The 25,919-nt window shown below is 73.9% G+C and carries 23 protein-coding genes; 13 read left to right on the top strand and 10 right to left on the bottom strand.

Going from position 1 to position 25,919, the window contains the following annotated elements; all coding sequences use genetic code 11:
- The first annotated feature begins 12 nt into the window (after positions 1 to 12).
- Positions 13 to 372, top strand: a complete 360-nt coding sequence (locus OHB56_RS07410; protein ID WP_326751537.1) for a metalloregulator ArsR/SmtB family transcription factor — start codon at positions 13 to 15, stop codon at positions 370 to 372.
- Between the two features lie 61 nt (positions 373 to 433).
- Here the strand turns inward: OHB56_RS07410 and OHB56_RS07405 are convergent, their stop codons facing one another.
- Positions 434 to 1,657 carry a 4-hydroxybenzoate 3-monooxygenase gene (locus tag OHB56_RS07405; protein WP_406352294.1) on the bottom strand — a complete coding sequence of 408 codons (1,224 nt, stop codon included), beginning with the start codon at positions 1,655 to 1,657 and terminating at the stop codon, positions 434 to 436.
- A gap of 389 nt (positions 1,658 to 2,046) precedes the next feature.
- Here OHB56_RS07405 and htpX point away from each other — a divergent pair, with 389 nt between their 5' ends.
- Entirely contained in the window at positions 2,047 to 2,961 is a 915-nt protein-coding gene (gene htpX, locus OHB56_RS07400) for a zinc metalloprotease HtpX (protein ID WP_326751535.1), read from the top strand.
- A 22-nt stretch (positions 2,962 to 2,983) separates the two neighbouring features.
- Positions 2,984 to 3,592, top strand: coding sequence for a PspA-associated protein PspAB (gene pspAB, locus OHB56_RS07395; RefSeq protein ID WP_326751534.1), 609 nt, complete (start codon positions 2,984 to 2,986; stop codon positions 3,590 to 3,592).
- 192 nt (positions 3,593 to 3,784) lie between these two features.
- Here pspAB and OHB56_RS07390 read toward each other — a convergent pair whose 3' ends face one another.
- Positions 3,785 to 4,195, bottom strand: coding sequence for a CoA-binding protein (locus OHB56_RS07390; protein ID WP_326751533.1), 411 nt, complete (start codon positions 4,193 to 4,195; stop codon positions 3,785 to 3,787).
- Between the two features lie 134 nt (positions 4,196 to 4,329).
- On the opposite strand from OHB56_RS07390, the gene OHB56_RS07385 reads away from it, so the two are divergent.
- The 6 genes from OHB56_RS07385 (at position 4,330) to OHB56_RS07360 (ending at position 11,767) form a co-directional block, all read left to right on the top strand.
- Positions 4,330 to 5,145 (top strand): hypothetical protein, encoded by an 816-nt coding sequence (locus OHB56_RS07385; protein ID WP_326751532.1) that lies wholly within the window; start codon positions 4,330 to 4,332, stop codon positions 5,143 to 5,145.
- Positions 5,142 to 5,726, top strand: coding sequence for a histidine phosphatase family protein (locus OHB56_RS07380; protein ID WP_326751531.1), 585 nt, complete (start codon positions 5,142 to 5,144; stop codon positions 5,724 to 5,726). The genes OHB56_RS07385 and OHB56_RS07380 overlap by 4 nt, the downstream gene beginning before the upstream one ends.
- A 62-nt stretch (positions 5,727 to 5,788) precedes the next feature.
- Positions 5,789 to 6,415 carry a YigZ family protein gene (locus OHB56_RS07375; protein ID WP_326751530.1) on the top strand — a complete coding sequence of 209 codons (627 nt, stop codon included), beginning with the start codon at positions 5,789 to 5,791 and terminating at the stop codon, positions 6,413 to 6,415.
- 157 nt (positions 6,416 to 6,572) lie between these two features.
- Entirely contained in the window at positions 6,573 to 7,736 is a 1,164-nt protein-coding gene (locus OHB56_RS07370) for an exonuclease SbcCD subunit D (RefSeq protein ID WP_326751529.1), read from the top strand.
- Entirely contained in the window at positions 7,733 to 10,726 is a 2,994-nt protein-coding gene (locus tag OHB56_RS07365) for an AAA family ATPase (RefSeq protein ID WP_406352290.1), read from the top strand. Before OHB56_RS07370 ends, OHB56_RS07365 begins: the two co-directional genes overlap by 4 nt.
- Positions 10,727 to 10,882: 156 nt before the next feature.
- The gene (locus OHB56_RS07360; RefSeq protein WP_406352289.1) at positions 10,883 to 11,767 is read left to right on the top strand and encodes an SDR family oxidoreductase; all 885 of its coding nucleotides are present in this window, start codon (positions 10,883 to 10,885) and stop codon (positions 11,765 to 11,767) included.
- A gap of 42 nt (positions 11,768 to 11,809) precedes the next feature.
- On the opposite strand, the gene OHB56_RS07355 is transcribed toward OHB56_RS07360, so the two are convergent.
- Positions 11,810 to 13,498: a DUF885 domain-containing protein gene (locus OHB56_RS07355; RefSeq protein ID WP_406352287.1), complete on the bottom strand. Its 1,689-nt coding sequence runs from the start codon at positions 13,496 to 13,498 to the stop codon at positions 11,810 to 11,812.
- A gap of 32 nt (positions 13,499 to 13,530) precedes the next feature.
- Complete coding sequence (locus OHB56_RS07350; protein WP_055596078.1) at positions 13,531 to 14,022, bottom strand: Lrp/AsnC family transcriptional regulator; 492 nt, start codon at positions 14,020 to 14,022, stop codon at positions 13,531 to 13,533.
- Positions 14,023 to 14,082: 60 nt separating this feature from the next.
- Here OHB56_RS07350 and OHB56_RS07345 point away from each other — a divergent pair, with 60 nt between their 5' ends.
- Positions 14,083 to 15,225 carry a trans-sulfuration enzyme family protein gene (locus OHB56_RS07345; protein ID WP_406352285.1) on the top strand — a complete coding sequence of 381 codons (1,143 nt, stop codon included), beginning with the start codon at positions 14,083 to 14,085 and terminating at the stop codon, positions 15,223 to 15,225.
- 109 nt (positions 15,226 to 15,334) lie between these two features.
- Here the strand turns inward: OHB56_RS07345 and OHB56_RS07340 are convergent, their stop codons facing one another.
- From OHB56_RS07340 to OHB56_RS07330, 3 genes are all read right to left on the bottom strand, one after another.
- A complete protein-coding gene (locus OHB56_RS07340; protein ID WP_406352283.1) occupies positions 15,335 to 16,687 on the bottom strand; it encodes a GNAT family N-acetyltransferase in 1,353 nt (450 codons plus the stop codon).
- 124 nt (positions 16,688 to 16,811) lie between these two features.
- On the bottom strand, positions 16,812 to 18,398 hold the full coding sequence (locus tag OHB56_RS07335) for an alkaline phosphatase D family protein (RefSeq protein ID WP_406352281.1): 1,587 nt from the start codon (positions 18,396 to 18,398) through the stop codon (positions 16,812 to 16,814).
- A 246-nt stretch (positions 18,399 to 18,644) separates the two neighbouring features.
- A complete protein-coding gene (locus OHB56_RS07330) occupies positions 18,645 to 19,475 on the bottom strand; it encodes an alpha/beta fold hydrolase (protein ID WP_326751522.1) in 831 nt (276 codons plus the stop codon).
- A 256-nt stretch (positions 19,476 to 19,731) separates the two neighbouring features.
- Here OHB56_RS07330 and OHB56_RS07325 point away from each other — a divergent pair, with 256 nt between their 5' ends.
- Positions 19,732 to 20,619 carry an RNA polymerase sigma-70 factor gene (locus tag OHB56_RS07325; protein WP_406352278.1) on the top strand — a complete coding sequence of 296 codons (888 nt, stop codon included), beginning with the start codon at positions 19,732 to 19,734 and terminating at the stop codon, positions 20,617 to 20,619.
- A 193-nt stretch (positions 20,620 to 20,812) separates the two neighbouring features.
- Positions 20,813 to 21,574, top strand: a complete 762-nt coding sequence (locus tag OHB56_RS07320) for a GntR family transcriptional regulator (RefSeq protein WP_406352276.1) — start codon at positions 20,813 to 20,815, stop codon at positions 21,572 to 21,574.
- Between the two features lie 158 nt (positions 21,575 to 21,732).
- Here OHB56_RS07320 and OHB56_RS07315 read toward each other — a convergent pair whose 3' ends face one another.
- The 3 genes from OHB56_RS07315 to OHB56_RS07305 form a co-directional block, all read right to left on the bottom strand.
- Positions 21,733 to 22,890, bottom strand: coding sequence for an ROK family transcriptional regulator (locus OHB56_RS07315; RefSeq protein WP_326751519.1), 1,158 nt, complete (start codon positions 22,888 to 22,890; stop codon positions 21,733 to 21,735).
- A 128-nt stretch (positions 22,891 to 23,018) separates the two neighbouring features.
- On the bottom strand, positions 23,019 to 23,681 hold the full coding sequence (locus OHB56_RS07310) for a response regulator transcription factor (RefSeq protein WP_326751518.1): 663 nt from the start codon (positions 23,679 to 23,681) through the stop codon (positions 23,019 to 23,021).
- Between the two features lie 14 nt (positions 23,682 to 23,695).
- Positions 23,696 to 24,865, bottom strand: a complete 1,170-nt coding sequence (locus OHB56_RS07305) for a histidine kinase (protein ID WP_326751517.1) — start codon at positions 24,863 to 24,865, stop codon at positions 23,696 to 23,698.
- 131 nt (positions 24,866 to 24,996) lie between these two features.
- Between OHB56_RS07305 and OHB56_RS07300 the strand changes: the two genes are divergently transcribed.
- Complete coding sequence (locus OHB56_RS07300) at positions 24,997 to 25,917, top strand: ABC transporter ATP-binding protein (protein ID WP_326751516.1); 921 nt, start codon at positions 24,997 to 24,999, stop codon at positions 25,915 to 25,917.
- The last annotated feature ends 2 nt before the right edge of the window (positions 25,918 to 25,919 follow it).

Raw genomic sequence — 25,919 nt, 5'->3', positions numbered from 1 at the left:
CATTATGTGCGTATGAGCGCACGCATGCACCTGTCACCTGCGCACGATGCGCACCCGCGCACCCCCGGCGACGAGCAGTTCGCGCTCGCTGCGGAACTCCTGGCCCTCCTCGGCGACCGCACCCGGCTGACCCTGCTGCACGCGCTGGCCGGCGGCGAGGCCGACGTCGGCACGCTCACGGAAGTGTGCGGGGCGGCGCGGCCCGCGGTCAGCCAGCATCTGGCGCGGCTGCGCCTCGCGGGGCTGGTGGCCACGCGCAAGGAGGGCCGCCGGGTGGTCTATTCGCTGCGCGACGGACATCTGCGGCGCCTGGTGGACGAGGCGCTCAACGTCGCCGACCACCGGCTGAGCGACCGGCCTCCGCACGACTGAGGGAGCCGGCCGTGCCGCCCCGTACGCCGGGGAGCCGGAGGGACCTTCCGTGCTCCCTCGGTCAGTAGTGGGCCGCCGTGCCCAGATACTGCTCGGCGAAGGCGGCAGCCGCGGCGCGGGACGTGAACAGACGCCGCAACCGGGCGAGCGTGGTGCCCGCGCGGAACGGTTCGCCCGCCGCAGTGCCGTGGTAGAGCTCGGAGAGCCACTGCGAGAACTCCTGGTAGTCCCACACGCGCCGCAGGCAGGCCTGCGAGTAGCCGGCCAGCCCGCTGTCATCGCCGCTGGTGAGGTGTGCGGCCAGCGCGTCGCCGAGCAGGAAGGCGTCGTGCAGGGCGAGGTTCATGCCCTTGGCGGCGATCGGCGCGACCAGATGCGCCGCGTCCCCGGCCAGGAAGAGGCGCCCGAACGCCATCGGCTCGGTGACGTAGTCGTGCATGTCCAGCACGCGCTTCTCGATCAGCGGCCCCTCGACCGGCGGGGGTGCTCCGGCCGCGCCGAGCCGTCGCCGGAGTTCCGTCCAGACGCGTTCGTGCGGCCAGCCGGCGGGGTCGTCGCCGGGCGGGCACTGGAGGTAGTAGCGGGTCACCTCGGGGCTGCGCGGCATCTGGCCGGCGAACCCGTCCGGGTGGCAGCCGAACAACACGCTGTCGCCGGCCGGCGGAGCCTCGGCGAGCAGCGCCAGCCAGCCGATGCCGTAGTCGTGCCGCGCCACGCGCGCCCGCTCCGGCGGCAGCGCGGCTCGCGTCGCCCCGCGGGCCCCGTCGCAGCCCGCCACGAAGGAGCACTCCACGACCTGTCGCCCGCCGGTCTCCGGGCAGGTGTACGACACCGACGGCCGGTCGCCGTCCAGGTCGTGCAGCCGTACGTCCCGCACGCCGAACCGGATCTGCCCGCCCCGTACGTCCGCGTACTCGCGCACCAGGTCCGTGACCAGCGACGGCTGTGGGTAGACCCAGTGGTGACTGCCGGTCAGCTCCTGGTAGGGCAAGCGGTGCCGCTCCCCGTCGAAGCGGAACTCGCACGCGGTGTGCAACTCGGCGCGGTCCAGCAGGTTGCGCGCCAGACCACGCCGCTCCAGCCCGCGCACCGCCCATTCCTCGATCACCCCGGCCCGGGGCCGCCGCTCGATGAACTCCCGCGACTCGGTCTCCAGGACCAGGCACTCCGCACCGGCCGCCCGCAGGATGTTGCCGACCGTGAGCCCGGCAGGACCCGCACCCACGACGACCACTGAAAACCGTTGCGGAGCAAGGGAGTTGGCATACGGAGAGGGCTGCGTCATCCGGTCATTATGGCGGCACGACGGTTCTTCCGGCACCGCAGTGACACCCCGCTCCTCCGACGGCCCCGCGGGACCGGCACGCCCCGCAGGACCGGCACGCCCCGCAGGACCGGCAGCGGCTCATGCCCCGGGACGCCGTGGGCCGACGTCCCGTGACCCTTGGCTGCGCGCGTCCCCGGCCTCGGCCGCGGCGCTCGGTCTCCCGGTCCGTCGGACGCCCCGGGGGCCGCTCACCGCCCTCGGGGCCTGTCGTCGCCCGGCAGGCGGTCGTCCGGCTCATTCGGCGACAGGACCGGGGCCGGCACCCGCCCCAGCCGTGCGGGGAAGGAGCACACTTGCAGGAGAGGGATGTGCGGTGAGGCAGTGCATGCCTCCTGGAGGTGATCCGGATGCCCAGGACCTGGTCGCAGTCGCGGTACGCCCCGGACCGGGGACTCACCACCCGCATGGTGACGACGATGTTCCTGATCGGGCTGCTCTATGTCGTCTTCGTCGGTGTTCTGCTGGCCCTCCTGCAGAACGCGTGGCCCGTCATCCTGCTGATCGCGGGCGTCCTGTTCGTCGCGCAGTTCTGGTTCAGCGACCGGATCGCGGCCTTCAGCATGGGTGCGCGCGAGGTCACCCCCGAGCAGGCCCCCGGGCTGCACGGTTCCGTGGACCGTGTCTGCGCCCTCGCCGACATGCCCAAGCCACGGGTGGCGATCTCCGACAGAGACATACCGAACGCCTTCGCCACCGGCCGCAACGAGAGGACGGCCCTGGTATGCGTCACCACGGGTCTGCTCCGTCGCCTGGAACCGGAGGAGCTGGAGGGCGTCCTCGCCCACGAGATGTCGCATGTCGCCCATCGCGACGTCGCCGTGATGACCATCGCGTCGTTTCTCGGTGTCCTGGCCGGTTTCATGACGCGCGCCGCGCTCTACACCGGGCTCGGCCGCAACAGCCGCGACAGCTCCACCGCCATCGCGGCCCTCCTGATCCCCCTGGTCAGCGCCGTCGTATACGTGATCAGCTTCCTGCTGACCCGGCTGTTGTCCCGCTACCGCGAACTGTCCGCAGACCGTTCCGCGGCGTTGCTCACCGGCCGTCCGTCCGCACTCGCGTCCGCGCTCACCAAGGTGACCGGTGAGATGGCGAGGATTCCGACGGAGGACCTTCGCCGGGCAGAGCCGTTCAACGCCCTCTGGTTCGCACCGGCCTTCTCCTCCAAGGAGAGCCTGAGCCGGCTGCTCTCCTCCCACCCCACCCTTGAGCAGCGCCTCGACCAGCTCGGCCGGATCTCGGCCCAGCTCGGCCGGGGATGACGATCCAGGGAGGTGCCGCGCCGTGGGACTCCTGGACGCCATCCTCGGCCGCAGCAAGCCGGTCCGCCCGGACCTCGACCAGCTCTTCAGCCTGCCCTCGGCCGCGATCACCGTGCAGGCGGGGGCGGGGTTCACTCCGACCGGGAACGGATCGGTCTGTTTCGCGAGCGTGGAGGGCGGCGCCTTCGACCGGCTCCAGCAGGAGGTACGGGACCTGCTCGACGCCGACACCGGCCGGGGCGGCACACCCGTCGAGTACACCAAGGATGCGTACGGGTATACATGGCTCCTCGTCCATCACCCCGCCGACGACACCGCCTCACTGGTCAACGATCTGCACGCCGTCAACACGCTCCTCCAGGACGCGGGCTTCGGCCCGCAGCTCCTCTGCTCCCTGGTCGGGTTCCGGGCCACATCGGATCATCGGGCCCTGGCGCTGGTCTACCTCTACAAGCGCGGCACCTTCTACCCCTTCGCGCCGCTCCCCGACGGCACGGAGCGGCGCGACAACGCGCTGGAACTCCAGATCAGGGCGCTCCTCGCGGACGACCTGCGCATCGAGGCCGATCTGGCCCGCTGGTTCCCGGTGTGGGGCGCCCCAGGTCTCGCGGGGCCCCGGCACCGGCCCTGAGGCCTGTCGCGGCCCGCCCTCGGCTGACCCGGCCCCAGCGAGCCGAGCCGGAGGTTCTCCGGCAGATCGTCGGCCGCGGCTCATCCCCTGTGGCCGACGGCGCTCCCGAACGCCGCCGGCCCACGTCCGGTCCCGGCCGCTGCCGACGCGCCGAGTGCCCGGCAGGAACCGCCCGGGAATCTCCCGCTCAGGTCACCGGCCCAGCCGCGGTATCTCGATCGCCGGGCAGCGGTCCATCACCATCTCCAGACCCGCCGCACGGGTCCGCTCGTAGGCGGCCTCGTCGATGACGTCCAGCTGGAACCAGACGGCCTTGGCCCCCTTGGCCACCGCCTCGTCCGCGACCGCCCCGGCCAGTTCGCCGTTCACGAACACGTCCACGACGTCCACCTCGAAGGGGATGTCCGCGAGCGAGGCGTACCCCTGCTCGCCATGCACCGTCTCGGCCTTCGGATGCACCGGCACCACACGCTTGCCGAAGCGCTGCAGCACCTGGGCGACGCCGTACGCCGCGCGCTGCCGGTTCGACGACAGGCCCACCACGGCCCAGGTGTCGCCGAGCCCGGTGAGGATCTTGTGGACCGTTGCCTCGTCGCCGTGCACCGCGGGCCTCCTGGAGCGTCGTAGTCGTAAGGGATCCGTAGGAATCCGTCCCACGGGCAACGAACCGGAACACGGGGTGATTCCCGGGCCACGGGTACGTTCCGAAGGCACGGCGTTCCCGAAAAGCGTGCGAGATGACTGCGCGAGCCCGCTTGTGCGCCTACGCTCGCCTCGTGCTGCGCATCACCGACGCCCGGACCGGCGAACTCGTGGACGCCACCCCCGCCCGGCGGGGCCTCACCCGTGTCGAGGCCCACACGCGCGGGTTCGACCCGACGAACCTGCGCGTGCTGCTCGTCGCCGACCTGCTCGTGCGCGCCCTGGAACTCGGCGGTACCCCGGTGTGGGCGCTGCTCGAAGGAGAACGGGATCTGCCCGAACTGCGCGCGGCGGGCGCCGCCCTCGGCGTACGGCCCTTCGAGGAGGGCCGGGACGCCGGTCCAGGGCTGGGAGAGGCCCAGGTCCTGCACGTGGTGAGCGAGGGTGGCGCGACACCCGACGGAGTCCGTGTCGCCGTCGCACCCGTCCACCAGGAAGGGCTGGGGGGCGACGCACCGGACGCCACCGGTCCCGCCCGCCCCGCCGGCCTCCCCGCCCCGAACCGTCCCACCGAGCCGACCGTTCTGCGGCTCGCCCTGCTCACACACCCCAGGAGCAGCCCGATGAGGCTCGACCAAGCCGCCCTGGACGAGGCCGCGGGCACCCTCGAGCGCTGGCGCGGCGCCGTCGCCGCCTGGGCGCACCGCCCCTCACGGCCCATCCCCGACACGGTGCGCGTGGACCTGCGCACCGCCTGGGAGGACGACCTGGACGCGGTCGGGGTGCTCCGCGTGCTCCGCGCGGTGGAGCAGGATCCGGAGGTGCCGGACGGAGCCCGCTTCGAGACGTACGCCTACGCCGACCGGCTGCTCGGCCTCGATCTCACCCGGGCCCTGGGGGCCCTGGCATGACCGGGTTCCCCGGCGGACCCGGGCCCGCGGGAAGCACCTCCACCGGGCGGGGCGGGGCCGCTCCCTCGCGTCGGCTGGTCGTGCTGCGGCACGCCAAGTCCGCCTGGCCCGAGGGCGTGCCCGACCGGGACCGTCCGCTCGCCGCGCGGGGCGAGCGCGACGCACCCGCCGCCGGACGCGCGATCGCCGACACCGTCGGCCCGCCCGGCCTCGCCCTGTGCTCCACCGCCGTACGCGCTCGCCGGACCTGGGAACTGGCGGCGGCGGAGTGGGACACGTCCCCGCCGGTCCGGTACGAGTCCCGGCTGTACGCGGCCAGGGTCCCCGGACTGCTGGCCGTGGTGCGCGAGGCGCCCGCCGAGGTCGGCACCCTGCTGCTGGTCGGCCACAACCCGGGCCTGGCCGACCTCGTCCTGACCCTGGCCGGCGACGGCGCGGACGACACCCTCGACCGGGTCCGCACCAAGTTCCCGACCTCCGCGGTCGCCGTACTGTCCTGGCGCGGCGCCGACTGGTCCGACCTCGCCCCCGGCGCCGCCCTGCTGACCGCGATGACCGTGCCCCGGGGTCCCGTGCGGTAGGCGCTTCCCGCCTGCTCCCGGCCGGGGCGGCCCGCCCGGACGGCTGCGCATAGGCTGGCCGGATGCAGGACGAGTACCGCACCGTCGCCCGCGCGGGTGTGCACGAGACCGAGATCAACCGCTCCCGCTTCCGGTGCGCGCTCGCCCCGGCGGCCACCGAGCGGGAGGCGCAGGAGTTCGTCGCCGCCGTCCGCAAGGAGCACGCCGACGCCACCCACAACTGCTGGGCGTACGTCATCGGCGCGGACGCCTCCGTCCAGAAGGCCAGCGACGACGGCGAACCCGGCGGCACCGCGGGCGTCCCGATGCTCCAGATGCTGCTGCGCCGCGACATGCGGTACGTCGTCGCCGTCGTCACCCGCTACTACGGCGGGGTCAAACTCGGCGCGGGCGGGCTCATCCGCGCGTACGGCGGGGTCGTCGGCGAGGCGCTGGACACCGTCGGCACGCTCACCCGGCGCCGGTTCCGGCTGGCCACCGTGACCGTCGACCACCAGCGGGCCGGCAAGGTCCAGAACGACCTGCGCTCCACGGGGCGCGAGGTGCGGGACGTGCGCTACGGCGAGGAGGTCACGATCGAGATCGCCCTCCCGGACACCGACGTGGACGCCTTCCGGTCCTGGCTCGCGGACGCGACCGCCGGAACCGCCCGCTTCGAACCGGGCGGCGAGACGTACGGCGACGTGTGACCGCAACCGCGCCTCACCGCAACCGCGCGCCTCATCGACTCATGACGTCATATCGGTTGTTTATCGCACAGAACGGGCGTAAGTGGCTTCGGTCATGACGGGGCGATACCGGAGTTTCCGGCTGTGCTGTCGGACCCGGCCGTTACTCTCGGGGGTCATGAGACTGCTGCACACTTCCGACTGGCACCTCGGCCGGGCGTTCCACCGGGTCGGCATGCTCGGCGCCCAGGCCGAGTTCATCGGCCACCTCGTGGCGACCGTGCGCGAGCACGCCGTCGACGCGCTGGTCGTGTCGGGAGACGTGTACGACCGTGCCGTGCCGCCGCTCGCCGCGGTGGAGCTGTTCGACGATGCCCTGCACCGCCTCGCCGACCTGGGCGTGCCGACGGTGATGATCTCCGGCAACCACGACTCGGCCCGCCGCCTCGGTGTCGGCGCCGGACTCATCGGGCGCGCGGGCATCCACCTGCGGACCGCCCCCTCGGCGAGCGGCACCCCCGTGATGCTGTCCGACCGCCACGGGGACGTCGCCTTCTACGGCCTGCCCTATCTGGAACCGGCCCTGGTCAAGGACGAGTTCGGAGTGGAGAAGGCGAGCCACGAGGCCGTGCTCGCCGCCGCCATGGACCGGGTCCGCGCCGACCTCGCCGCCCGCCCGCGGGGCACCCGCTCGGTCGTCCTCGCGCACGCCTTCGTCACCGGCGGCACACCGAGCGACAGCGAGCGGGACATCACCGTCGGCGGGGTCGCCGCCGTACCCGCCGGAGTGTTCGACGGCGTCGACTACGTGGCGCTCGGGCATCTGCACGGCTGCCAGACCCTCACCGAGCGCGTGCGCTACTCCGGTTCCCCCCTCCCGTACTCCTTCTCCGAGGCGGACCACCGCAAGAGCATGTGGCTCGTCGACCTGGCCGCCGACGGCGGCGTCACCGCCGAGCGGATCGACTGCCCGGTGCCGCGCGCCCTCGCCCGGATCCGCGGCACCCTGGAGGAGCTGCTCGCCGACCCCGGCCTCGAGCCGCACCGCGAGGCGTGGGTCGAGGCCACCCTCACCGACCCGGTCCGCCCGGCCGACCCCATGGCCCGGCTCGCCGAACGCTTCCCGCACACCCTCAGCCTCGTCTTCGCACCCGAACGCGCGCCCGGCGACCCCGCGGTGTCCTACGCCCACCGCCTCGCCGACCGCGACGACCAGCAGATCGCGGAGGACTTCGTGGCCCACGTGCGCGGCGCGGGCCCCGACGAGCGGGAGCGGGCCGTCCTGCGGGACGCCATCGACGCGGTCCGCGCCGACGAGGCCGTACGGGAGGTGGCGCGGTGAGGCTGCACCGGCTCGACCTCACCGCCTTCGGGCCCTTCGGCGGCTCGCTCACCGTCGACTTCGACGAACTGTCCACCGCGGGCCTTTTTCTGCTGCACGGCCCCACCGGCGCCGGCAAGACCTCGATACTCGACGCGGTCTGCTACGCCCTGTACGGATCCGTCCCCGGCGCCCGGCAGAGCGGGCAGGGCATGACGCTGCGCAGCGACCACGCCGCTCCCGCCGTCCGCACCGAGGTCACCCTCGACCTCACCGTCGCCGGACGCCGGCTCGAGGTCACCCGGCAGCCGCCCTGGCAGCGCCCGAAGAAGCGCGGCACCGGCACCACCCTCGACAAGGCGCAGACCTGGCTGCGCGCGTACGACCCGGCGGCCCGGTCCTGGAAGGACCTCAGCCGCTCCCACCAGGAGGTCGGCGAGGAGGTCACCCAGCTCCTCGGCATGAGCCGGGAGCAGTTCTGCCAGGTGGTCCTCCTGCCCCAGGGCGACTTCGCGCGGTTCCTGCGCGCCGACGCCGAGGCGCGCGGCAAGCTGCTCGGCCGGCTCTTCGACACCCGCCGCTTCGCCGACGTGGAGAAGCACCTCGCGGAGCGCCGCCGCGCCACCGAGGCCCAGGTACGGGACGGCGACGCGGAGCTGCTCGCCGACGCGCACCGGATGCAGCAGGCCGCGGGCGAGGTGATGCGGTTGGAGGACCTCGCGCCGGGCGAACCGGGGCTGGCCGAGAGCGTGCTGACCGCGGCCGCCGTCGCCCGCAGCGCCGCCCGCGAACAGCTCACCGTCGCCCGCTGCCGTCTCGCCGCGGCCGAATCCGCGCAGGCCGCCGCCGACCGGTCACTGGGCGAGGCCCGCGAACGGGACCGGCTGCAACGGCGGTTCGCCGAGGCGCGGGAGCGCGCGGCCCGACTGGCGGAGGAGGACGGTGTCCGGCAGGAGGCGCAGACGCTCCTGGACCGCTCCCGCAAGGCCGAGGCGGTCGCCCCCGCGCTGGAACTGCGGGAGTCCGCCGACGCCGAACACCGGGAGGCGGCCGACGCCGAGGCGCGCACGCGTGCCCTGCTCCCCGAGGCCCACAAGGAGGCGGGCACGGCCGGGCTCACGGCTGCCGCGCGTCGGGCCGCCGAGGAACTGGGCGGCCTCGAGTCGGCCCGCCGCGCCGAGCGACGGCTCGCCGAACTCCTCGACGAACGGGCCGGCCTGGACCGTCAGGAGCGCGCCGACGCCGACGTGCTGGACGAGTCGGACGTCTGGCTCACAGGCTGGGAAGAGACCCGGACCGGGCTCCAGGCCCGCATCGAGTCCGCGCAGGAGGCCGCGACCGATGCCGTCGGACTCGCCGTACAACGCGACTCCGCGCACCAGCGGCTGAACGCCGCACGGCTGCGGGACCAGCTCGCCGGGGACACCGACCGCGCCGCCGAGCAGGCCCGCACGGCCCAGGAGCAGGCACTCGCGGCCAAGCAGCACTGGCTCGACCTCAAGGAGCAGCGGCTGGCGGGCATCGCCGCCGAACTCGCCGCGAACCTCATCGACGGCGCACCCTGCGCGGTCTGCGGCGCCGTCGAACACCCCGCCCCCGCCCGCAAGGACGCCGGCCACGTCGACCGCGAGGCTGAGGAGCGCGCCCTCGCCGCCCACCAGAGCGCCGAGGAACGCCGCGCCGACCACGAGCGGCGTCTCGGCGCCGTCCGCGAGGCGCTGGCCGCCGCCGGAGCGGAGGCGGGAGACACGCCGACCGTCCGACTCGCCCACGAGGCCGAGGAGTTGGAGGAGCAGTACGTGCGGGCCCGGGACGCTGCCTCCGTGCTGCACTCCGTGCGGGAACAGCTGCGGCAGGCGGAGCACGAACACGAGCGGCGGCTGACCGCACAGCGTGAGGCGGCGGTCAGGGCCGCCGCGCGGGCAAGTGTCCGCGAGCGACTCGACCAGGAACAGGCAGCTCTGCAGCAGGAGTTGACCAAGGCGCGGGGCACCGCGGACAGCGTGGCCGTACGCGCCGCCCAACTGGAGCGCGACACCGCGCGGTTCGCCGACGCCGCCGACGCCGTCCGGCTCGCCGAGGGCACCGCGCAGCGGCTCAAGTACGCCGACGCCAGGCTCGCGGACGCCGCCTTCAAGGCAGGCTTCGACACCCCACGGGCGGCGGCCGAGGCACTGCTCGACGCGGCCACCGGCCGCGCACTGCAGCACCGGCTGGACGCCTGGCAGCAGGAGGAGGCCGCCGTACGCGCGGCGCTCACCGAGCCCGACACCGCGGCCGCCGCCCAGCAGCCCCCCGCCGACCTCGCCGCCGCGCAGCGCACCGCCGAGGACGCGGACCGCAGGGTGCGCGAGGCGGCCTCCGCGCGCGACGCCGCCGCCCGCCGCTGCGCCGAACTCGACCGGCTCTCCGCGCGGGCCACCGCCGCCGCGCGCCGGCTGGCACCGCTGCGCGACGAGTACGACCGGGTGGCCCGCATGGCGGGCCTCACCGCCGGCACCTCGGCAGCCAACGAACGCAGGATGCGCCTGGAGTCCTACGTCCTGGCCGCCCGCCTGGAACAGGTCGCCGCCGCGGCGACCGCGCGACTGCACCGCATGTCGTCCGGCCGCTACACCCTGGTGCACTCCGACGACCGCACCGGGCGCGGCCGCAGCGGTCTCGGGCTGCACGTCGTGGACGCGTGGACCGGCCGGGAGCGGGACACCGCGACCCTCTCCGGCGGCGAGACTTTCTTCGCCTCGCTCGCCCTCGCCCTCGGTCTCGCCGACGTGGTCACCGACGAGGCCGGCGGGGTCCGGCTGGACACCCTCTTCATCGACGAGGGCTTCGGCAGCCTCGACGACCAGACCCTCGACGAGGTGCTGGACGTCCTGGACTCCCTGCGGGAACGCGACCGCAGCGTGGGCATCGTCAGCCACGTCCCCGACCTGCGCCGTCGCATCCACGCCCAACTCGCTGTGGTGAAGGGCCGCTCGGGCTCGACGGTACGGACACACGGCGTGGGCTGAGCCGAGCGCCGCCGGGTCGAGCGGGCGAGGTCGGGGTGGCCGTGGAAACGTGATCGACGGTCGGACGGGGGCCGCCGGGCCGGTCGCCGTCACGGTGGGAGCGGGGTCACGATATCGGCGTGCGCCGAAGGCTCCGCCCCGCCATCATGGCTGACCATGCCCCCACTTCCGCACCCCGCACCCGAAGAGCTCCGCCGCGATCCCCTGCCCCTGCGCGGCCGGACCGCGCTGGTCACCGGGGCCAGCCGACGCGGCGGCATCGGACACGCGGTCGCCCGGCGTCTCGCCGCCCACGGAGCGAGCGTCTACCTGCACCACCACGTGCCGCACGACGCCGCGATGCCCTGGGGCGCCGACCGCCCCGAGGACGTGGCCGCCTCCGTGCGGGAGGCCCTCGGCGATCCCTCGGCCCGGGTGGTGTCGGGTCCGGGCGACCTCTCCGACCCGTCCGTGCCCGCCGAACTCCACGACCGGGCCACCGCCGCTCTCGGCGGGCGGCTCGACATCCTCGTCGCCAACCACGCCCTCAACGGCTCCGACGGCACCCTCGACACGGTCGACACCGCGATGCTCGACGCCCACTGGGCCGTCGACACCCGCTCGGTGATCCTGCTCGTCCAAGCCCATGTCCGGCACCGGGCCGCTCTGCCCCCGCGCACCCCGGGCGGGCGCGTGATGACGATGACGTCCGGGCAGGACATCGCGGGCGGAATGCCGGGCGAGATCGCCTACGCCCTCCAGAAGGGCGCGCTCGCCTCGATCACCCGCTCCCTGGCCACCACGCTGGCCGAGCACGCCGTCACGGTGAACACCGTCAACCCCGGCCCGGTGGACACCGGTTACCTCACCGGCGACGCCTACGACGCCGTCGCCGCACGCTTCCCCGGCGGACGGTGGGGGATGCCCGACGACCCCGCCCGCCTCATCGCGTGGCTGGCCACGGACGAGGCGGTTGGGGCCTCCCCTGCTCGAACGGAGTTGAGAGCTTGGGGAAGGGTCACCGGTCAGGTCATCGACTCCGAGGGCGGCTTCCGGCGCTGACGCCGGCCGAGCCGTCCCGGCGCCGGCCGCCGACGGCCCGGCTCACAGCGCCGACAGCTCGTCCACCAGGTCGTCCAGGCCCAGCGAGCCCTGGGACAGCGCCGCCATGTGCCACGCCTTGGGGTCGAAGGCGTCGCCGTGCCGCTCGCGGGCGTTCTCCCGGCCCAGCAGCCAGGCCCGCTCGCCGAGCTTGTAGCCGATGGCCTGCCCGGGGATCGTCAGATAGCGGGTCATCTCGCTCTCCACGAAATCCGCGGGACGGCTGCTGTGCGCCCCGAAGAACTCCTCGGCCAGTTCCGGCGTCCAGCGCTCGCCCGGGTGGAACGGCGAGTCCGCCGGGATCTCGAGCTCCAGGTGCATGCCGATGTCGACGATCACCCGGGCGGCCCGCATCATCTGCGCGTCCAGGTAACCGAGCCGTTCCTCCGCGTCCGCGAGGAAGCCGAGCTCGTCCATCAGCCGCTCCGCGTACAGCGCCCAGCCCTCCGCGTTGGCGCTGACCATGCCGACGGAGGCCTGGTAGCGGGACAGGTCCTCGGCGACGTGCGCCCACTGCGCCAGCTGGAGGTGATGGCCGGGGACGCCCTCGTGGTACCAGGTCGACACCAGGTCGTAGACGGGGAAGCGGGTCAGCCCCATGGTCGGCAGCCAGGTGCGGCCGGGCCGGGAGAAGTCCTCCGACGGGGGCGTGTAGTACGGCGCCGCCGCGCTGCCCGGCGGGGCGATCCGCGACTCCACCTTCCGTACCCGTTCGGCGAGTTCGAAGTGGGTGCCGTCGAGCGAGTCGATCGCCCGGTCCATCAGGCCCTGCAGCCAGTCACGGACCTCGTCGACGCCCTCGATGTGCCGGCCGTGCGCGTCGAGGTGCGCCAGCGCCACCCACGGCGTCCCGGCACCCGGCAGGACCTTCTCGGCCTCCTTCTTCATCTCGCCGAGCAGCCGGTGGTACTCGGCCCAGCCGTAGGCGTACGCCTCGTCCAGGTCGAGGTCGGTGCCGTTGTAGTAGCGGGACCAGCGGGCGTAGCGTTCCCGGCCCACGGTGTCGGGGGCGCCCTCGATCGCCGGCGCGTACACGTCGCGCATCCAGTCCCGCAGTTCCACCACGGCCGCGGTCGCGGAACGCGCCGCCTCGTCCAGCTCCGTGCGCAGCGCGTCCGGGCCCGGCGAGGCGAAGTCCTCGAACCAGCCCCGGCCCTCGCCGGTGTCCGCCCACTCGGTGAGCTGCTCGACGAACGTGGCGGTCGGCCGCGGCGCCGCGTACAGCTTGCGCTCCAGGCCGAGCGCGAGGGACTCCCGGTAGCCAGCCAGCGCGGCCGGTACCGCGCGCAGCCGCTCGGCGACCGCGGCCCAGTCCTCCTCGGTCCGCGTCGGCGTCACGGTGAACACCTCTCGCACCGAGTGGGCGGCGGTGCCCAGGTTGCCGACCGAGCGCAGACCTTCGTCGGCCTCGTGCACGGCGAGCTCCGCGGTGAGCCGCTCCCGCAGCAGCCGGGCGCAGCGGCGCTCGATGTCGCTGTCCGCGCCGGGTCCGGCCTCGGCCTCGTCGAGCCGGGCGAGCGTGGCCCGCTGAAGCTCCGCGAGCGCGGCCTGGCCCGCGGGGGAGAGATCGGGCAGGCGGCGGTAACTCTCCTGCACGCCGAGATAGGTACCGGTGACCGGGTCGAGGGCGATGAGGTCGTCGACGTAGGCGTCGGCGACCTCGCGGGGCAGCAGGCTGTTGGTCTCAGACATGGCGACCATCCTGGTACGCGGCCCGCCGGACGTCACCCGGATTGAGCCGAGGGCGAAGAGGGCAGCAGCGGACCGCAGTCCCACTGCTGGAAGATCAGCCGCGTCTCCACGCGTGCCACCTCCCGCCGCGACGTGAACTCGTCCAGCACCAGCCGTTGCAGATCCGCCATGTCCGCGACCGCGACATGGATCAGATAGTCGTCCGGCCCGGTCAGATGGAAGACGGTCAGCGACTCCGGCAGCGCCCGGATCCGCTCCACGAACGGCCCCACCAACTCCCGTCGGTGCGGTCTGACCTGGACCGACAGCAGCGCCTGGAGCCCTCGCCCCAGCTTGGCCGGGTCCAGCTTCAGCCGATGCCCGAGGATCACGCCGGAGCGCCGCAGCCGGGCCACCCGGTCCAGACAGGTCGACGGCGCGACCCCCACCTGAGCGGCGAGGTCCCGGTACGTCGTCCGGGCGTCGTTCTGCAACAGTCGCAGCAGATGAAGGTCCACCGGATCCAGTACGACGGAATCAGCCATCGGGCGAACGTAACACGGAGATCGGCTCCCGTGACCCGGCTGGTGTTCACCCTTCGGGGCATGGACGTACGCATGGGCACGCGCAGCACCACGAGAGCACTCGACACCGAGGCCGTGCACGCCGGCCGGGACGACCTGGCCCGGCAGGGGTTGCACGCCCCGCCGATCGACCTGTCCACCACCTACCCCGCCTACGACAGCCGCGGCGAGGCCGCCCGGATCGACGCCTTCGCCGCCACCGGCGCGGAACCGGACGGCCCGCCCGTCTACGGCCGGCTCGGCAACCCGACCGTCGCCCGCTTCGAGACCGCCCTGGCCCGCCTGGAGGGCACGGAGGCCGCCGTCGCCTTCGCCAGCGGTATGGCCGCGCTCAGCGCCGTCCTGCTGGTGCGCGGCTCCATGGGCCTGCGCCACGTCGTCGCCGTACGCCCCCTGTACGGATGCAGCGATCACCTGCTGACCGCCGGGCTGCTCGGCTCCGAGGTGACGTGGACCGACCCGGCGGGGGTCGCCGACGCGCTGCGTCCCGACACCGGTCTGGTGCTGGTGGAGTCACCGGCCAACCCGACCCTGGCCGAGGTCGATCTGCGGGCACTCGCCCGGGACTGCGGCTCCGTGCCGCTGCTCGTCGACAACACCTTCGCCACGCCCGTCCTCCAGCGTCCGGCCGAGCACGGGGCGCGACTGGTGCTGCACAGCGCCACCAAGTACCTCGGCGGGCACGGGGACGTCCTGGGCGGCGTGGTGGCCTGCGACGAGGAGTTCGCGGGGCGGCTGCGGCAGATACGGTTCGCCACCGGTGGCGTACTGCATCCGCTGGCCGGCTACCTGCTGTTGCGGGGACTGTCGACGCTGCCGGTACGGGTACGGGCAGCCTCGGCGAGTGCCGCCGAACTCGCCCGCAGGCTGACCGCCGACCCGCGTGTGGCCCGGGTGCACTACCCGCGCATCGGCGGGGCGATGGTCTCCTTCGAGGTGCACGGGGACCCGCACGAGGTGATCGGCGGCGTACGGCTGATCACCCCCGCGGTGAGCCTCGGCAGCGTGGACTCCCTCATCCAGCACCCGGCGTCCATCAGTCACCGCATCGTCGACGCCGGCGACCGCAGGGCCGCGGGAGTCGACGACCGGCTGCTGCGGCTCTCCGTCGGCCTGGAGGACGTCGACGACCTGTGGGCCGACCTGGACGGGGCACTGGGCTGACCGGACGGGGCTGACGGGACGGGGCGGCTGGGCCGAGACGTCGCGTGCGCACGCGGAGCGGCCCGACGGAATCCGCCGGGCCGCTCCGGGTGTTCCGCGGTGCGAGGGCCTACGACCGGTGGCCGATCCGGGAGCCGCCGTACTCCTGTTCGCTGCGTTCCTCCTGCGTGCGGCGGGCCGGCCGCTGGTCCAGACGGGCGGTGATGACCAGGGTGCCCTCCTCGATCTGGTAGTCGAGGGGGAGTTCCAGGCCGCGCATCGCGGCGACCATGCCGGTGTTGGACGCCTGCGTCACGGCGTAGACATGGGCGCAGTCCGCCACGCCGGCCATCGCCACCAGCCGGGCGAGGAGCTCGGCGCCGATGCCCCGGCGCTGCCAGGCGTCCTCGATGAGCAGAGCCACCTCGGTCTCGTCGCCGTCCCACAGCAGGTGGCCGAGGCCGACGATGCGCCCCGAGGCCGTCCGCACGGCGAGCGTGCGGCCGAAGCGCGGGCTGAGCAGGTGGTTCAGGTAGCGGTCCACATCGCCGACCGGCCCGTGGTACCGCAGGCGCAGGGTCTCGGGGGAGCACCGCTCGTGCATCGCCCGTGCCGCCTCCAGGTCACCGGTGTCCGCCCGCCGCACGGTGATGTCGCTGCCCTCGGGCAGCGTCAGGACGTCCTGGCCGCGGGGAACCCGGGGGCCGAGCCGGGTGTCCAGTTCCACCAGGGCCCTGGCCCGGGCGAACTCGGTGGGCGTGAACGGCAGGTACGGCCGCTCCACGGTGATCACACCGCCCTCGGGGGCGCGCAGCCGCATCACGGTGTCCTCCAGGGTCCCCTCGGCCGGCACACCCTCCGGCGCCCGCCGGCCGGCACCCGGTGCGGCGGGCAGCGAACGGATCGTGCACCGCCCCAGCAACTGCCGCAGCGCCAGAGGGAGCTCTGCGGCGTCCAGTGCCGTACGGGTGGCGAGGCCCAGCATCCGGGTCGGCGCGTCCACCAGGTCGTGGGCGTCGGCCCGCTCGATCCAGGTGTCGGTGCCGCCGGCGCCCGACACCGCTGCCGTGAGGCCGGTGCCGGCCAGGTCGGCGGGGGCCCGCAGCAGGAACTCGTCGACCGTGGCCGTGCCCAGCGGATGCGTCTGCAGGCTCAGGATGTCGACGCTCTCCCCGGCCAGCGCCGTGCACAGTGCGGCCAGCGCGCCCGGTTCGTCCCGCACCGTCGTCCGCATCCGCCACAGGGTGCTCTCCGCCGGGGCGCTGCGCACGGCCCCGTCGGCGGAGGCGGCCGGCAGCCCGTCCCACGACCCGGCGGCCGGGGGCCGGCCGCCGGTATCGGACGCGGGGGGCGCGTGACCGTGGCGGCGTGCCCGCCACCTGCGGAACGCCGCCGTGAACCGTGCGGTCGGTCCGCCTCTCGACTGCCCCTGCGGGGAACGGCCTTGGCGGTCACGTGTCTCGTCCGGCATGTCTCGGCTCATGCAGCCACTGTGAAGGAAGTGTGTTTCGTGATCACTAACGCGCCGTGGCTGACGAGTAAAGAGTTCGTATGGTGCCTATGATCCTTTTGTCGCTTTGCTGGTAGACGGGTGGTGCGTCGACCGGCTACTGGCCGACCAGGCCCGGCCGCAACCGCTTCGTGTACAGCACGGTGCCGTCCTGCTCCCGCAGCCGTACGGTCAGCTCTCCGCTGCCGCCGTCGATGTCGACCTCGCCGAAGAACTGGTAGCCGCCGGCGGGTGAGACGTTCGCCGCGGCCGGCGCCTTCACGAACACCCGCTCCGGGCCGAAGGTGCCGTCGAGCGCGCTCGCCGGGAAGGCGCCCGCGTTCAACGGCCCGGAGACGAACTCCCAGAACGGCTCGAAGTCGCCGAACGCGGCCCGCGCGGGCTGGTAGTGCTGGGCCGAGGTGTGGTGCACGTCGGCCGTCAGCCACACCGTGCCGGTGATCCGCCGGTGCTTGACGAACCGCAGCAGCTCGGCGATCTGCAGCTCGCGCCCCAGCGGCACGCCCGGGTCGCCCTGGGCCACCGCCTCGACGTGCTGGGCGCCCTCACCGGTGTCGGACACGACCAGGCCGAGCGGCATGTCCGCGGCGATCACCTTCCACACCGCCCGCGACCGCGCCAGCTCCCGCTTGAGCCACTCCAACTGCTCGCGCCCGAGGATCCCTTGCGGGTCCACGGTCTGGTCACCGGGGGAGTTGGCGTTGCGGTACGTCCGCATGTCCAGTACGAACACGTCCAGCAACGGCCCCTGCCGCAGCACCCGGTGGACCCGGCCCTCGCGATCGCCCGGCCGCAGCGTGGACATCGGGAAGTACTCGCCGAACGCGCGCCGCGCCCGTGCCGCCAGTACATCGACGCTCTTCTCCGTGTACCGGCCGTCGGTGTCCGCGATCCGCTGGCCCGGGTACCAGTTGTTGCGCACCTCGTGGTCGTCCCACTGCACGATCGACGGCACCTGGGCGTTGAACCGGCGGAAGTGCTCGTCGAGCAGGTTGTACCGGAAGGCGCCGCGGAACTCGGCCAGGGTCTCGGCGACCTTGGACTTCTCCTCCGTGGTGATGTTCCGCCAGACACCGCCGTCCGGCAGCGCGGCGGTCGCCGGGATCGGCCCGTCGGCGTAGACGGTGTCGCCGCTGAACAGGAAGAAGTCGGGATCGGTCCGGGCCATCGCCTCGAAGATCCGGTAGCCGCCGAAGCCGGGATCGATGCCCCAGCCCTGCCCCGCCAGGTCGCCCGACCACACGAACCGCACGCCCTCGCGCCGCCGCGCGGGCACCGTCCGGAACGTACCGGTGACCGGCTCGCCCGAGCGGCGCGGGTCGTCCGGGTCGACGAGCCGCACCCGGTAGTGGATCTGCTCGCCCGCCGGCAGTCCGCGCAGCCGAGTGGTTCCCGTGAAGTCCGTGCCGGGGCCGAGCAGCGGGCCGGGCCGGCGCTGCGGGCGGCGGAACGACTCGGTCGCCGACGTCTCGACGATCATCCGGGCCGGGCGGTCGGAGCGCACCCACACCAGCCCGGAGTCGTGCGTCACGTCACCCGTCTGCACACCCCACTTCGCCTCCGGACGCCCGGACCGGGCGAAGGCGGGCGCCGACCCGGCGGCGGCGGGCAGGGCCAGGGCGGCCGAGGCCGCGAGCGAGCCGCGCAGGAGGGCGCGGCGACCGGGGAACGAAGGGGGTGACATGAAGGCGCCTCCAGAGGGCGGGAGAACCGGTCGGTGTGCGCTGCCACACGTACTCGGGCGGCGCGGCTCGCGCGCAAACCCCAAGTGAACAACTCGTCGCAGACCTAGGGGAATCGACGCGCCGCCCGTGCTGCTCGCCGCATTCCGGCGCACTCCGTCGCCTTCCTTCGCGGCACGTTCCGTCACGCCGTGTCCGGCCGCGTCACGTCCCGTCGCGCCGTATCGCGCCGGCCCGCGTGGCCCCGTTCAGCGGCTGCCGTCCAGGAGGACGCGGGCGACCAGGGCGGGGTCGTCGTTCATCGGGACGTGACCGCAGCCGGGCAGCCGGATCAGTCGTGCCCCGGGGATCGTCCGCTTGGCGCGGACCCCCTGACGGGGGATGAGCAGCCGGTCGCGGGCGCCCCAGGCGACGGTGACCGGGATGCCGGGCACGTCGTCGGTGAACCGCACGGCGGTTCCCGCCCGGAGCGTCTCGGCGAAGCCGGGGGCACCGGCGAGCGCGAGCGTCTCGGCGACCACCGCCTCGGGTGAACGGCGGCCCGGCCGGGCGTAGATGGTGCTGGTCAGCGCCGCGCGCCCGGCCGTCGAACGGGCGAGCCGCTCGATCAGGGGCAGCGGCATGCGCTCCGCGATCCGCCGCATTCCGACCAGCACGCCGAAGGCGTACCGCCGCTCCGCCTGGGTCCAGAACCCGGCCGGGGACAGTGCGGTGACGGACCGTACGAGCTTCTCGCGGCCGAGCTCCAGGGCCAGCAGACCGCCGAGCGAGTTGCCCGCGACGTGAGGCCGGTCGAGCTCCAGCTTTCCGCACAGGGCGGCGAGGGCGGCGTTCATGGTGGGCAGGTCGTGGGTGAGGCCGCCCGGCAGCGCGGGGGAGGCGCCGAAGCCGGGCAGGTCCACGGCGATCACCTCGCGCTCGGTGGCGAGGATGTCCACCACCGGGTCCCAGGCCTGGCGGTGATGACCGATGCCGTGCAGCAGGAGCAGCGGTTCGCCGCGGCCCGCGCGCGCGTAGGAGAGGGTGAGGGTCTGCGGGCCGTGCGGAAAGGTGACCTGGAAGGAGACGGTCGCGGACATGGGGATGCTCCTCGTCTGGGACTCGGGGTGTCCGGGTTCGCGGTGCCGGGGGACACGCGGTGTCCGGGACGCCTGGTGGGACACCGACACCTACACCGACGTCGCCTGGTGTCGTAGGCAGCTTGTCAGCGATTGCTACCGACGGGTAGCCCCCGGAGGGCCGGCTCCCGGCTCGGGGTTCTGCCTCCGGCGTCCCTGTTCCGCGACGTGCCGAATCCGCCTGGACACGGCCGCACGGGTCGGCTGGGATGGAGGGGTGAGCACCGACACCGTGACCGACGCCTTCGAGGAACACCGCCCCGTCCTCCTGGGGGTGGCCTACCGCATGCTCGGACGGGTGGCCGACGCCGAGGACGTGGTTCAGGAGGCGTGGCTGCGCTGGGCGGGCGGCGACCGGTCAGAGGTCCGCGAGCCGCGCGCCTACCTGGTGCGCGTCACCACCCGCCTCGCCATCGACCGGCTGCGTCAGATCAAGGCACGGGGCGAGACGTACGTCGGCCCGTGGCTGCCCGAGCCCTACCTCACCGACTTCGGCGACACCACCCCGGACACCGCCGAGCAGGTGGTGCTCACCGACTCGGTCTCGCTCGCCGTCCTGGTCGTCATGGAGTCGCTGTCTCCGCTGGAGCGCGCGGTGTTCGTCCTGCGGGAGGCGTTCGGCTACCCCTACTCCGACATCGCCGCCCTGCTCGACCGCGGTGAACCGGCGGTGCGTCAGCTCGCCGCGCGGGCCCGCAAGCACGTCGAGGAGCGCCGCCCGCGCTACGACGTCGACCCCGCCCAGCGCCGCGATCTGACCGAGCGGTTCCTGGCGGCGGCGGCCGGCGGCGATCTGGAAGGGCTCATGAAGCTGCTCGCCCCCGACGTACGGCTCGTCGGCGACAGCGGCGGCAAGTCGCGCGCCCCGCTGCGTGTCCTGGAGAGCGCCGACAAGGTGGGCCGCTTCCTCGTCGGTGTCACCCGTAAGGGCTTCCCCGACGCCTCGGTCCGTCTCCTCGAGCTCAACGGCGGTCCTGCGGCACTGGTCCTCATCGGTGGCAGACCCGACACCGTCTTCCAATTGGACGTCGTCGATGGGCGGGTCCAGGTGGTCTACATCATCCGCAACCCCGACAAGCTGCGCTCGTTGGAGGCTGCCGGGTAGGAACCGGCCACCCGTACACGGGGCCCGCGCCACCCGTACACGGGGCCCGCGCCGTCCGGCGCGGGCCCCGTCGCCCTGTCCGATTGGTATTGACCAAGGGTGAGGGCCGTCCTATGGTCGCAGAGAAGTGAAACAACCTTTAATAAACAAGGGCGCTAAAACGCCACCGGACCCGACGGACGCGGAGGACAGGGTGGGGACCACGCAGTTGGAAACGGTGCCGGAACCGAAGTACTGGCATCTCAGGACCGTGCTCAGCGAGGCCCTGGACTCGGAGTTCTCGGTGGGCGAGATCCTGCCCAACGAGCGCGATCTGGCTGCCCGCTTCGGCGTCGCCCGTGCCACGCTCCGCCAGGCACTGGAGCAGCTGGAGCTGGAAGGCAGGCTGCAGCGACGCCGGGGCGTCGGCACCACGGTGGCCCCGCCGCGCATGGGCGTGTCCGTGGGCACGGCGCAGCACGCCTGGCCCGGCGGACCCGGCGACGCCTGGCAGGCCGTGGACTGCACGCTCGACGTGCCGCCCGCGACCGTCGCCGAGACCCTGGTGACCGGCCGGGAGGAGCCCGTGCACACCGTACGACGGTCCCGGGTCTCGCAGGGCCAGCCCGTGGCCGCCGAACTGCTGTACATCCCCGCTTCCTCGGTGCCCGACCTCTCCGCCATCGACGCCCCGTCGGGCGCTGCCCGCGCGCGTGCGGTACTGCGCGAGCTGCAGCACCTGGAACTGGAGCGGCACGAGAACGCGGTGGAGCTCGGCTCGGCCCGCGCGGACGACGCCAAGGAGCTGGACCGCCTGCCGGGCGCGCCCGTCCTCGTCGTCACCACCTCCTTCATCGCCCGGGGCCGCGTCGCCGCGCTGTCCGTCGCCACCTACCGCGCGGACACCTGCCGGCTGACCTTCGGCGACTTCGGAGGCGTGGAGATCCACCACGGCCCCGAGCGCCGCGCCTCCTGAGCACCGGCGCTTCCGGGCGCCGTCCGCTGCGGGCGGGACGTGCGCGGCCGGTGGGGTGTGCGCCGAGGGCGGGCCGAGCAGACCGGCGGCGGGGCACGCCGACCGCCGCCGTGGGCGGGCACGCGAAGGCGCGGAGTGCCGCGCGAGCGGCGCGCCGCTTACCGACGGGCCGTCACCGTGCCCTCCACCGCGAAGAGTTGCTCCTCCACATGCTCCAGGGCGAGCCGCACCGCGCCCGTCGCCACCGCCGCCTCCCCGAGGCGGGACAGAGCGACCTTCGGCGGGCGCAGGCAGTAGCGGGCCAGTTCGCGCCGCAACGGCTCCAGTACGCCGTCCAGTCCGGCCGCCCAGCCGCCGATCACGACGAGTTCCGGGTCGAGGGCCAGCACCAGCGCCGCCACGTCGTGGACCAGCCGCTGAATGAAGCGGTCCATGGCCGCGAGGGCCCGTTTGTCGCCCTCGCGGGCCCGGGCGAAGACCTCGGCCACCGCCTGTTCGTCGAGCGGGTGCAGCGGCTCGTCCGTGGTGGACAGCAGCTTCTCCGGGGTCGCCTCGCGGCCCAGCAGATGCAGCGCGCCGATCTCGCCGGCCGCCCCGCCGTACCCCCGGTGCAGCCGGCCCCCGATCAGTGAACCGGCGCCGGGACTCAGTCCGGCCAGCACGAACACCACGTCGTCGGTCCCGGTGGCGACGCCCTTCCAATGCTCGGCCACGACCGCAGCGTTGGCGTCGTTCTCGACCAGCACCGGGCACGTGAAGGACCGTCTCAGCCGCTCGCCCAGCCCCAGTCCCGTCCACCCGGGCAGCGCAGTGCCCAGCCGTACGGTGCCGTCCGCCTCGACGATCCCGGGCGTCCCCACGCCCACGGCCCGCAGCGAGTCGCGCGGCACCCCGGCCCGGCGCAGCAGCTCGGCGACGGTGGCGCGCAGCCGGTCCAGCCGCTCGTCGGCATCGGCCGTCTCCCCGATGTCCTTGGCCTGGGCGCCGATCACCCGGCCGTCGAGGTCGGCCAGCAGCGCGGCCACCCGGTGCGGCCCGATCTCCAGGCCCAGCAGATGCCCGGCTTCCGCCCGGAAGCGGAACCTCCGGGCCGGCCGCCCCTGGCGCCGCGCCGCCCCCTCCTCGGCCGCCTTCTCCACGACGAGGCCCGCCTCGATCAGACCCTCCACGACGCCCTCGACGGTGGGCCGGGACAGCCCCGTCACCCTCGTGACCTCGGTCAGCGTCGCGCAGTCCGTGGCCCGCAGCGCGTGCAGTACCACCGCGGAGTTGATCCTCCGCAACAGCGAGGGATCCCCGCCGGTCAGCCGACCCACCGTCCGTCCTCCCCGCTCGTGCGCGTGTGGGGCGGATGGTACTCGGCACGGCACACCCCGGCGACCTCCGGGCGGAACCCAGCGGGCCGCCCAGCGGGCCGCCGCTCCGGCCCGCCCAGGGAGGCGGCTCATCCCGGCGCCACGAACCCCGACTCGTACGCCGCGATCACCGCCTGCGTGCGGTCGCGCGCCCCGAGCTTCGCCAGCACGGCGCTCACATGCGACTTCACCGTCTCCGTGCCCACCACCAGCCGGGCGGCGATCTCCGCGTTCGACAGCCCCCGGGCCATCAGCCGCAGCACCTCCGCCTCGCGCTCGGTCAGCCGCGCCCGCTCCAGCACGTCCCGCGCCGCGCGATTGCCGCCGTCGGCGCCGTACTCGGCCGCGAGCCGGCGCACAGAGGCGGGGAACAGCAGCGACTCGCCCTCGGCGACCAGCCGCACCGCGTGCACGATCTCCGCCGGCCGCGCCCGCTTCAGCAGGAACCCGTCGGCCCCGGCGCGCAGCGCCTCGTACACGTACTCGTCGTTCTCGAACGTCGTCACCACGAGGATCTTCGGCGGCAGCTCGACCGTCCGCAGCAGCGCGCGCGTGGCCTCGATCCCGTCCAGCAGCGGCATGCGCACGTCCATGGCGACCACGTCCGGCCGCAGCCGCCGCACCAGCGGGATCACCGCCGCCCCGTCGGCCGCCTCCCCGACCACCTCGAGGTCGGGCTGCGCTTCCAGAACGGCGCGTAACCCCGCGCGCACGAGGGGCTCGTCGTCGACGAGCAGAACGGTGACCGGCATCCGGCCAGCCTAGATCAACGCATCTCGGCTCCGGCCAGCGGCAGTTCGGCCCGCACCACCCAGTCGCCCCCGTCCGGCCCCGTCCGCGCGCGGCCCCCGAGCAGGGCTGCGCGCTCCCGTATGCCGCGCAGCCCGCTGCCGCGCCCGGGGCCGGGCACGTCTCCCGGCAGCGGGTTGCGGACCTCCAGGAGCAGGGTGCCGTCGGCGACGCGGATCCGGACCCGCACGGGGACCGTCCCCGCGTGCCGCAGCGCGTTGGTCAGCGATTCCTGCAGGATGCGGTAGCCCTCGCGGGAGACCGGGCCGGGCACGGTGTCCACCGGGCCGGTCACCTCGGCGTCGACCTTCGCCCCGGAGGCCCGGGCGGACTCCAGCAGGCGGTCCGCGTCCGCGAGCGTGGGCCTGCTGCTCACCGGCTTCCGCGCCTCGCGCAGAACGCCGAGGACCCGCTCCAGGTCCTCCAGGGCGGCCCGGCCGGTCTCCTCGATGGCGGCCAGCGCCCGGTCGGTGAAGGCGGGGTCGCCCGCCGCCCGCGCGGCGCCGGCCTGCACGACGGCGACGGTCAGGGCGTGGCCGATGGAGTCGTGCAGCTCGCGTGCGATGCGGGTGCGCTCCAGGAGCTGCTCGGTCCTGGCTTCCATGACGGCCAGGCGTTCGGCGGGGGAGGGGCCGAGCAGACGGCGCGCGGCGACGGTTACCAGGTGGCCGATTCCCACCATCAGCGGCCCCGCCGCGAGCAGGGGGAGCGGCACCAGCAGGGCGTAGGCCCAGTGCGGCTGGGCGTCCTGCAGAAAGGGCAATTCCTCGGGCATGTGTCCCGTGGCGCTCTCACCCAAGAGGTACGCCAGATAGAACGGCCAGACCGTGATGTACCCCACCACCACCATCAGCACCATCCGCACCGCCAGCCACAGCACGGTCCGCAGCCGGTCCTGCCACGTCGCCGACGGCTTCTGGGAGATCCCCGGCTCCCGTTCGCCGGGCGTCAGCATCAACTGGGCCTGCACGCCCTCGACCCTGCGCACCGAGGGAACCAGGCCCAGCGGGAGCAGCACGAGCGCGGGTGCCCAGGGTGCGTTCGGGTAGATGAATATCCATATGCTGAACGGCAGCCAGGGCACCCACAGGTGCAGCAGGCGCGAGTACGTCGCCCCACGCAGGAGCGCACGCAGAACGGTGACCATCGCGTCATCGTGCCAGCCGCCACCGACGACCGGCCTCCCCCGTGCGGGGGAGGACCTTTCCCCGCGTGGGGGAGGACCTCTCCCCACGCGGGGGAGGCGCCGGTTCCCGGTTCGCGGCCACGCTGGTGCACATGACCAGCATCGACGTCCAGAACCTCACCAAGGAGTACGGCACCCGACGCGCCGTCGACCACCTCACCTTCCGCGTCCCGTCCGGCCGCGTCACCGGGTTCCTCGGCCCCAACGGCGCCGGGAAGTCCACCACCATGCGGCTGGTGCTCGGCCTCGACCGCCCGACATCCGGCTCCGCCACCATCGGCGGCCAGGACTACGCCACACTGCGTGAACCCCTGCGCCGCGTCGGTGCCCTGCTGGACGCGCAGGCCGCGCACGACTCCCGCACCGGCCGTGACCACCTGCGTGTCCTGGCCGCGAGCAACCGCATCCCGGACCGCCGGGTCGACGAGGTGCTGGTGGAGACCGGCCTGGAGTCGGCGGCGACGCGCCGGGTGCGGACGTACTCCCTGGGCATGCGCCAGCGGTTGGGCATCGCCGCCGCGCTGCTCGGTGACCCGGAGGTGGTCATGCTCGACGAGCCCTCCAACGGGCTCGACCCGGAAGGGATCGTGTGGGTACGGCAGTTGCTGCGCCGGCTCGCGGACGAGGGGCGTACCGTGCTGGTCTCCAGCCATCTGATGAACGAGACGGCGTCCTTCGCCGACCACCTCGTCGTCCTCGGCCGGGGCCGGCTGCTGGCGGACACCCCGATGCGCGCGTTCATCGAGTCGCGCGTGCGGCCCGCCGTCCGTATCCGCACCTCGGACCCCGTCGCGCTGAAGAGCGCGCTCGCCCCGCACGGCCACGAGGCCGTCGAGCAGCAGGAGGGGCACTGGACCGTGCAGCACGCACGCGTGGACGACATCGGACTCCTCGTCTCCGCCGCGGGCGTACCGATCCTCGAACTCGCGGCGGACGAGGGCACGCTGGAACAGGCCTACCTGGACCTGACGGCAGCCGAGACCGAGTTCACCGCTTCGCCCCAGGAGGCCTGACC

Origin of the sequence: Streptomyces sp. NBC_01635, from assembly GCF_045209715.1 — a bacterium.
Lineage (GTDB): Bacteria > Actinomycetota > Actinomycetes > Streptomycetales > Streptomycetaceae > Streptomyces > Streptomyces hirsutus.
This window is presented reverse-complemented; position numbering and strand designations above follow the sequence as displayed.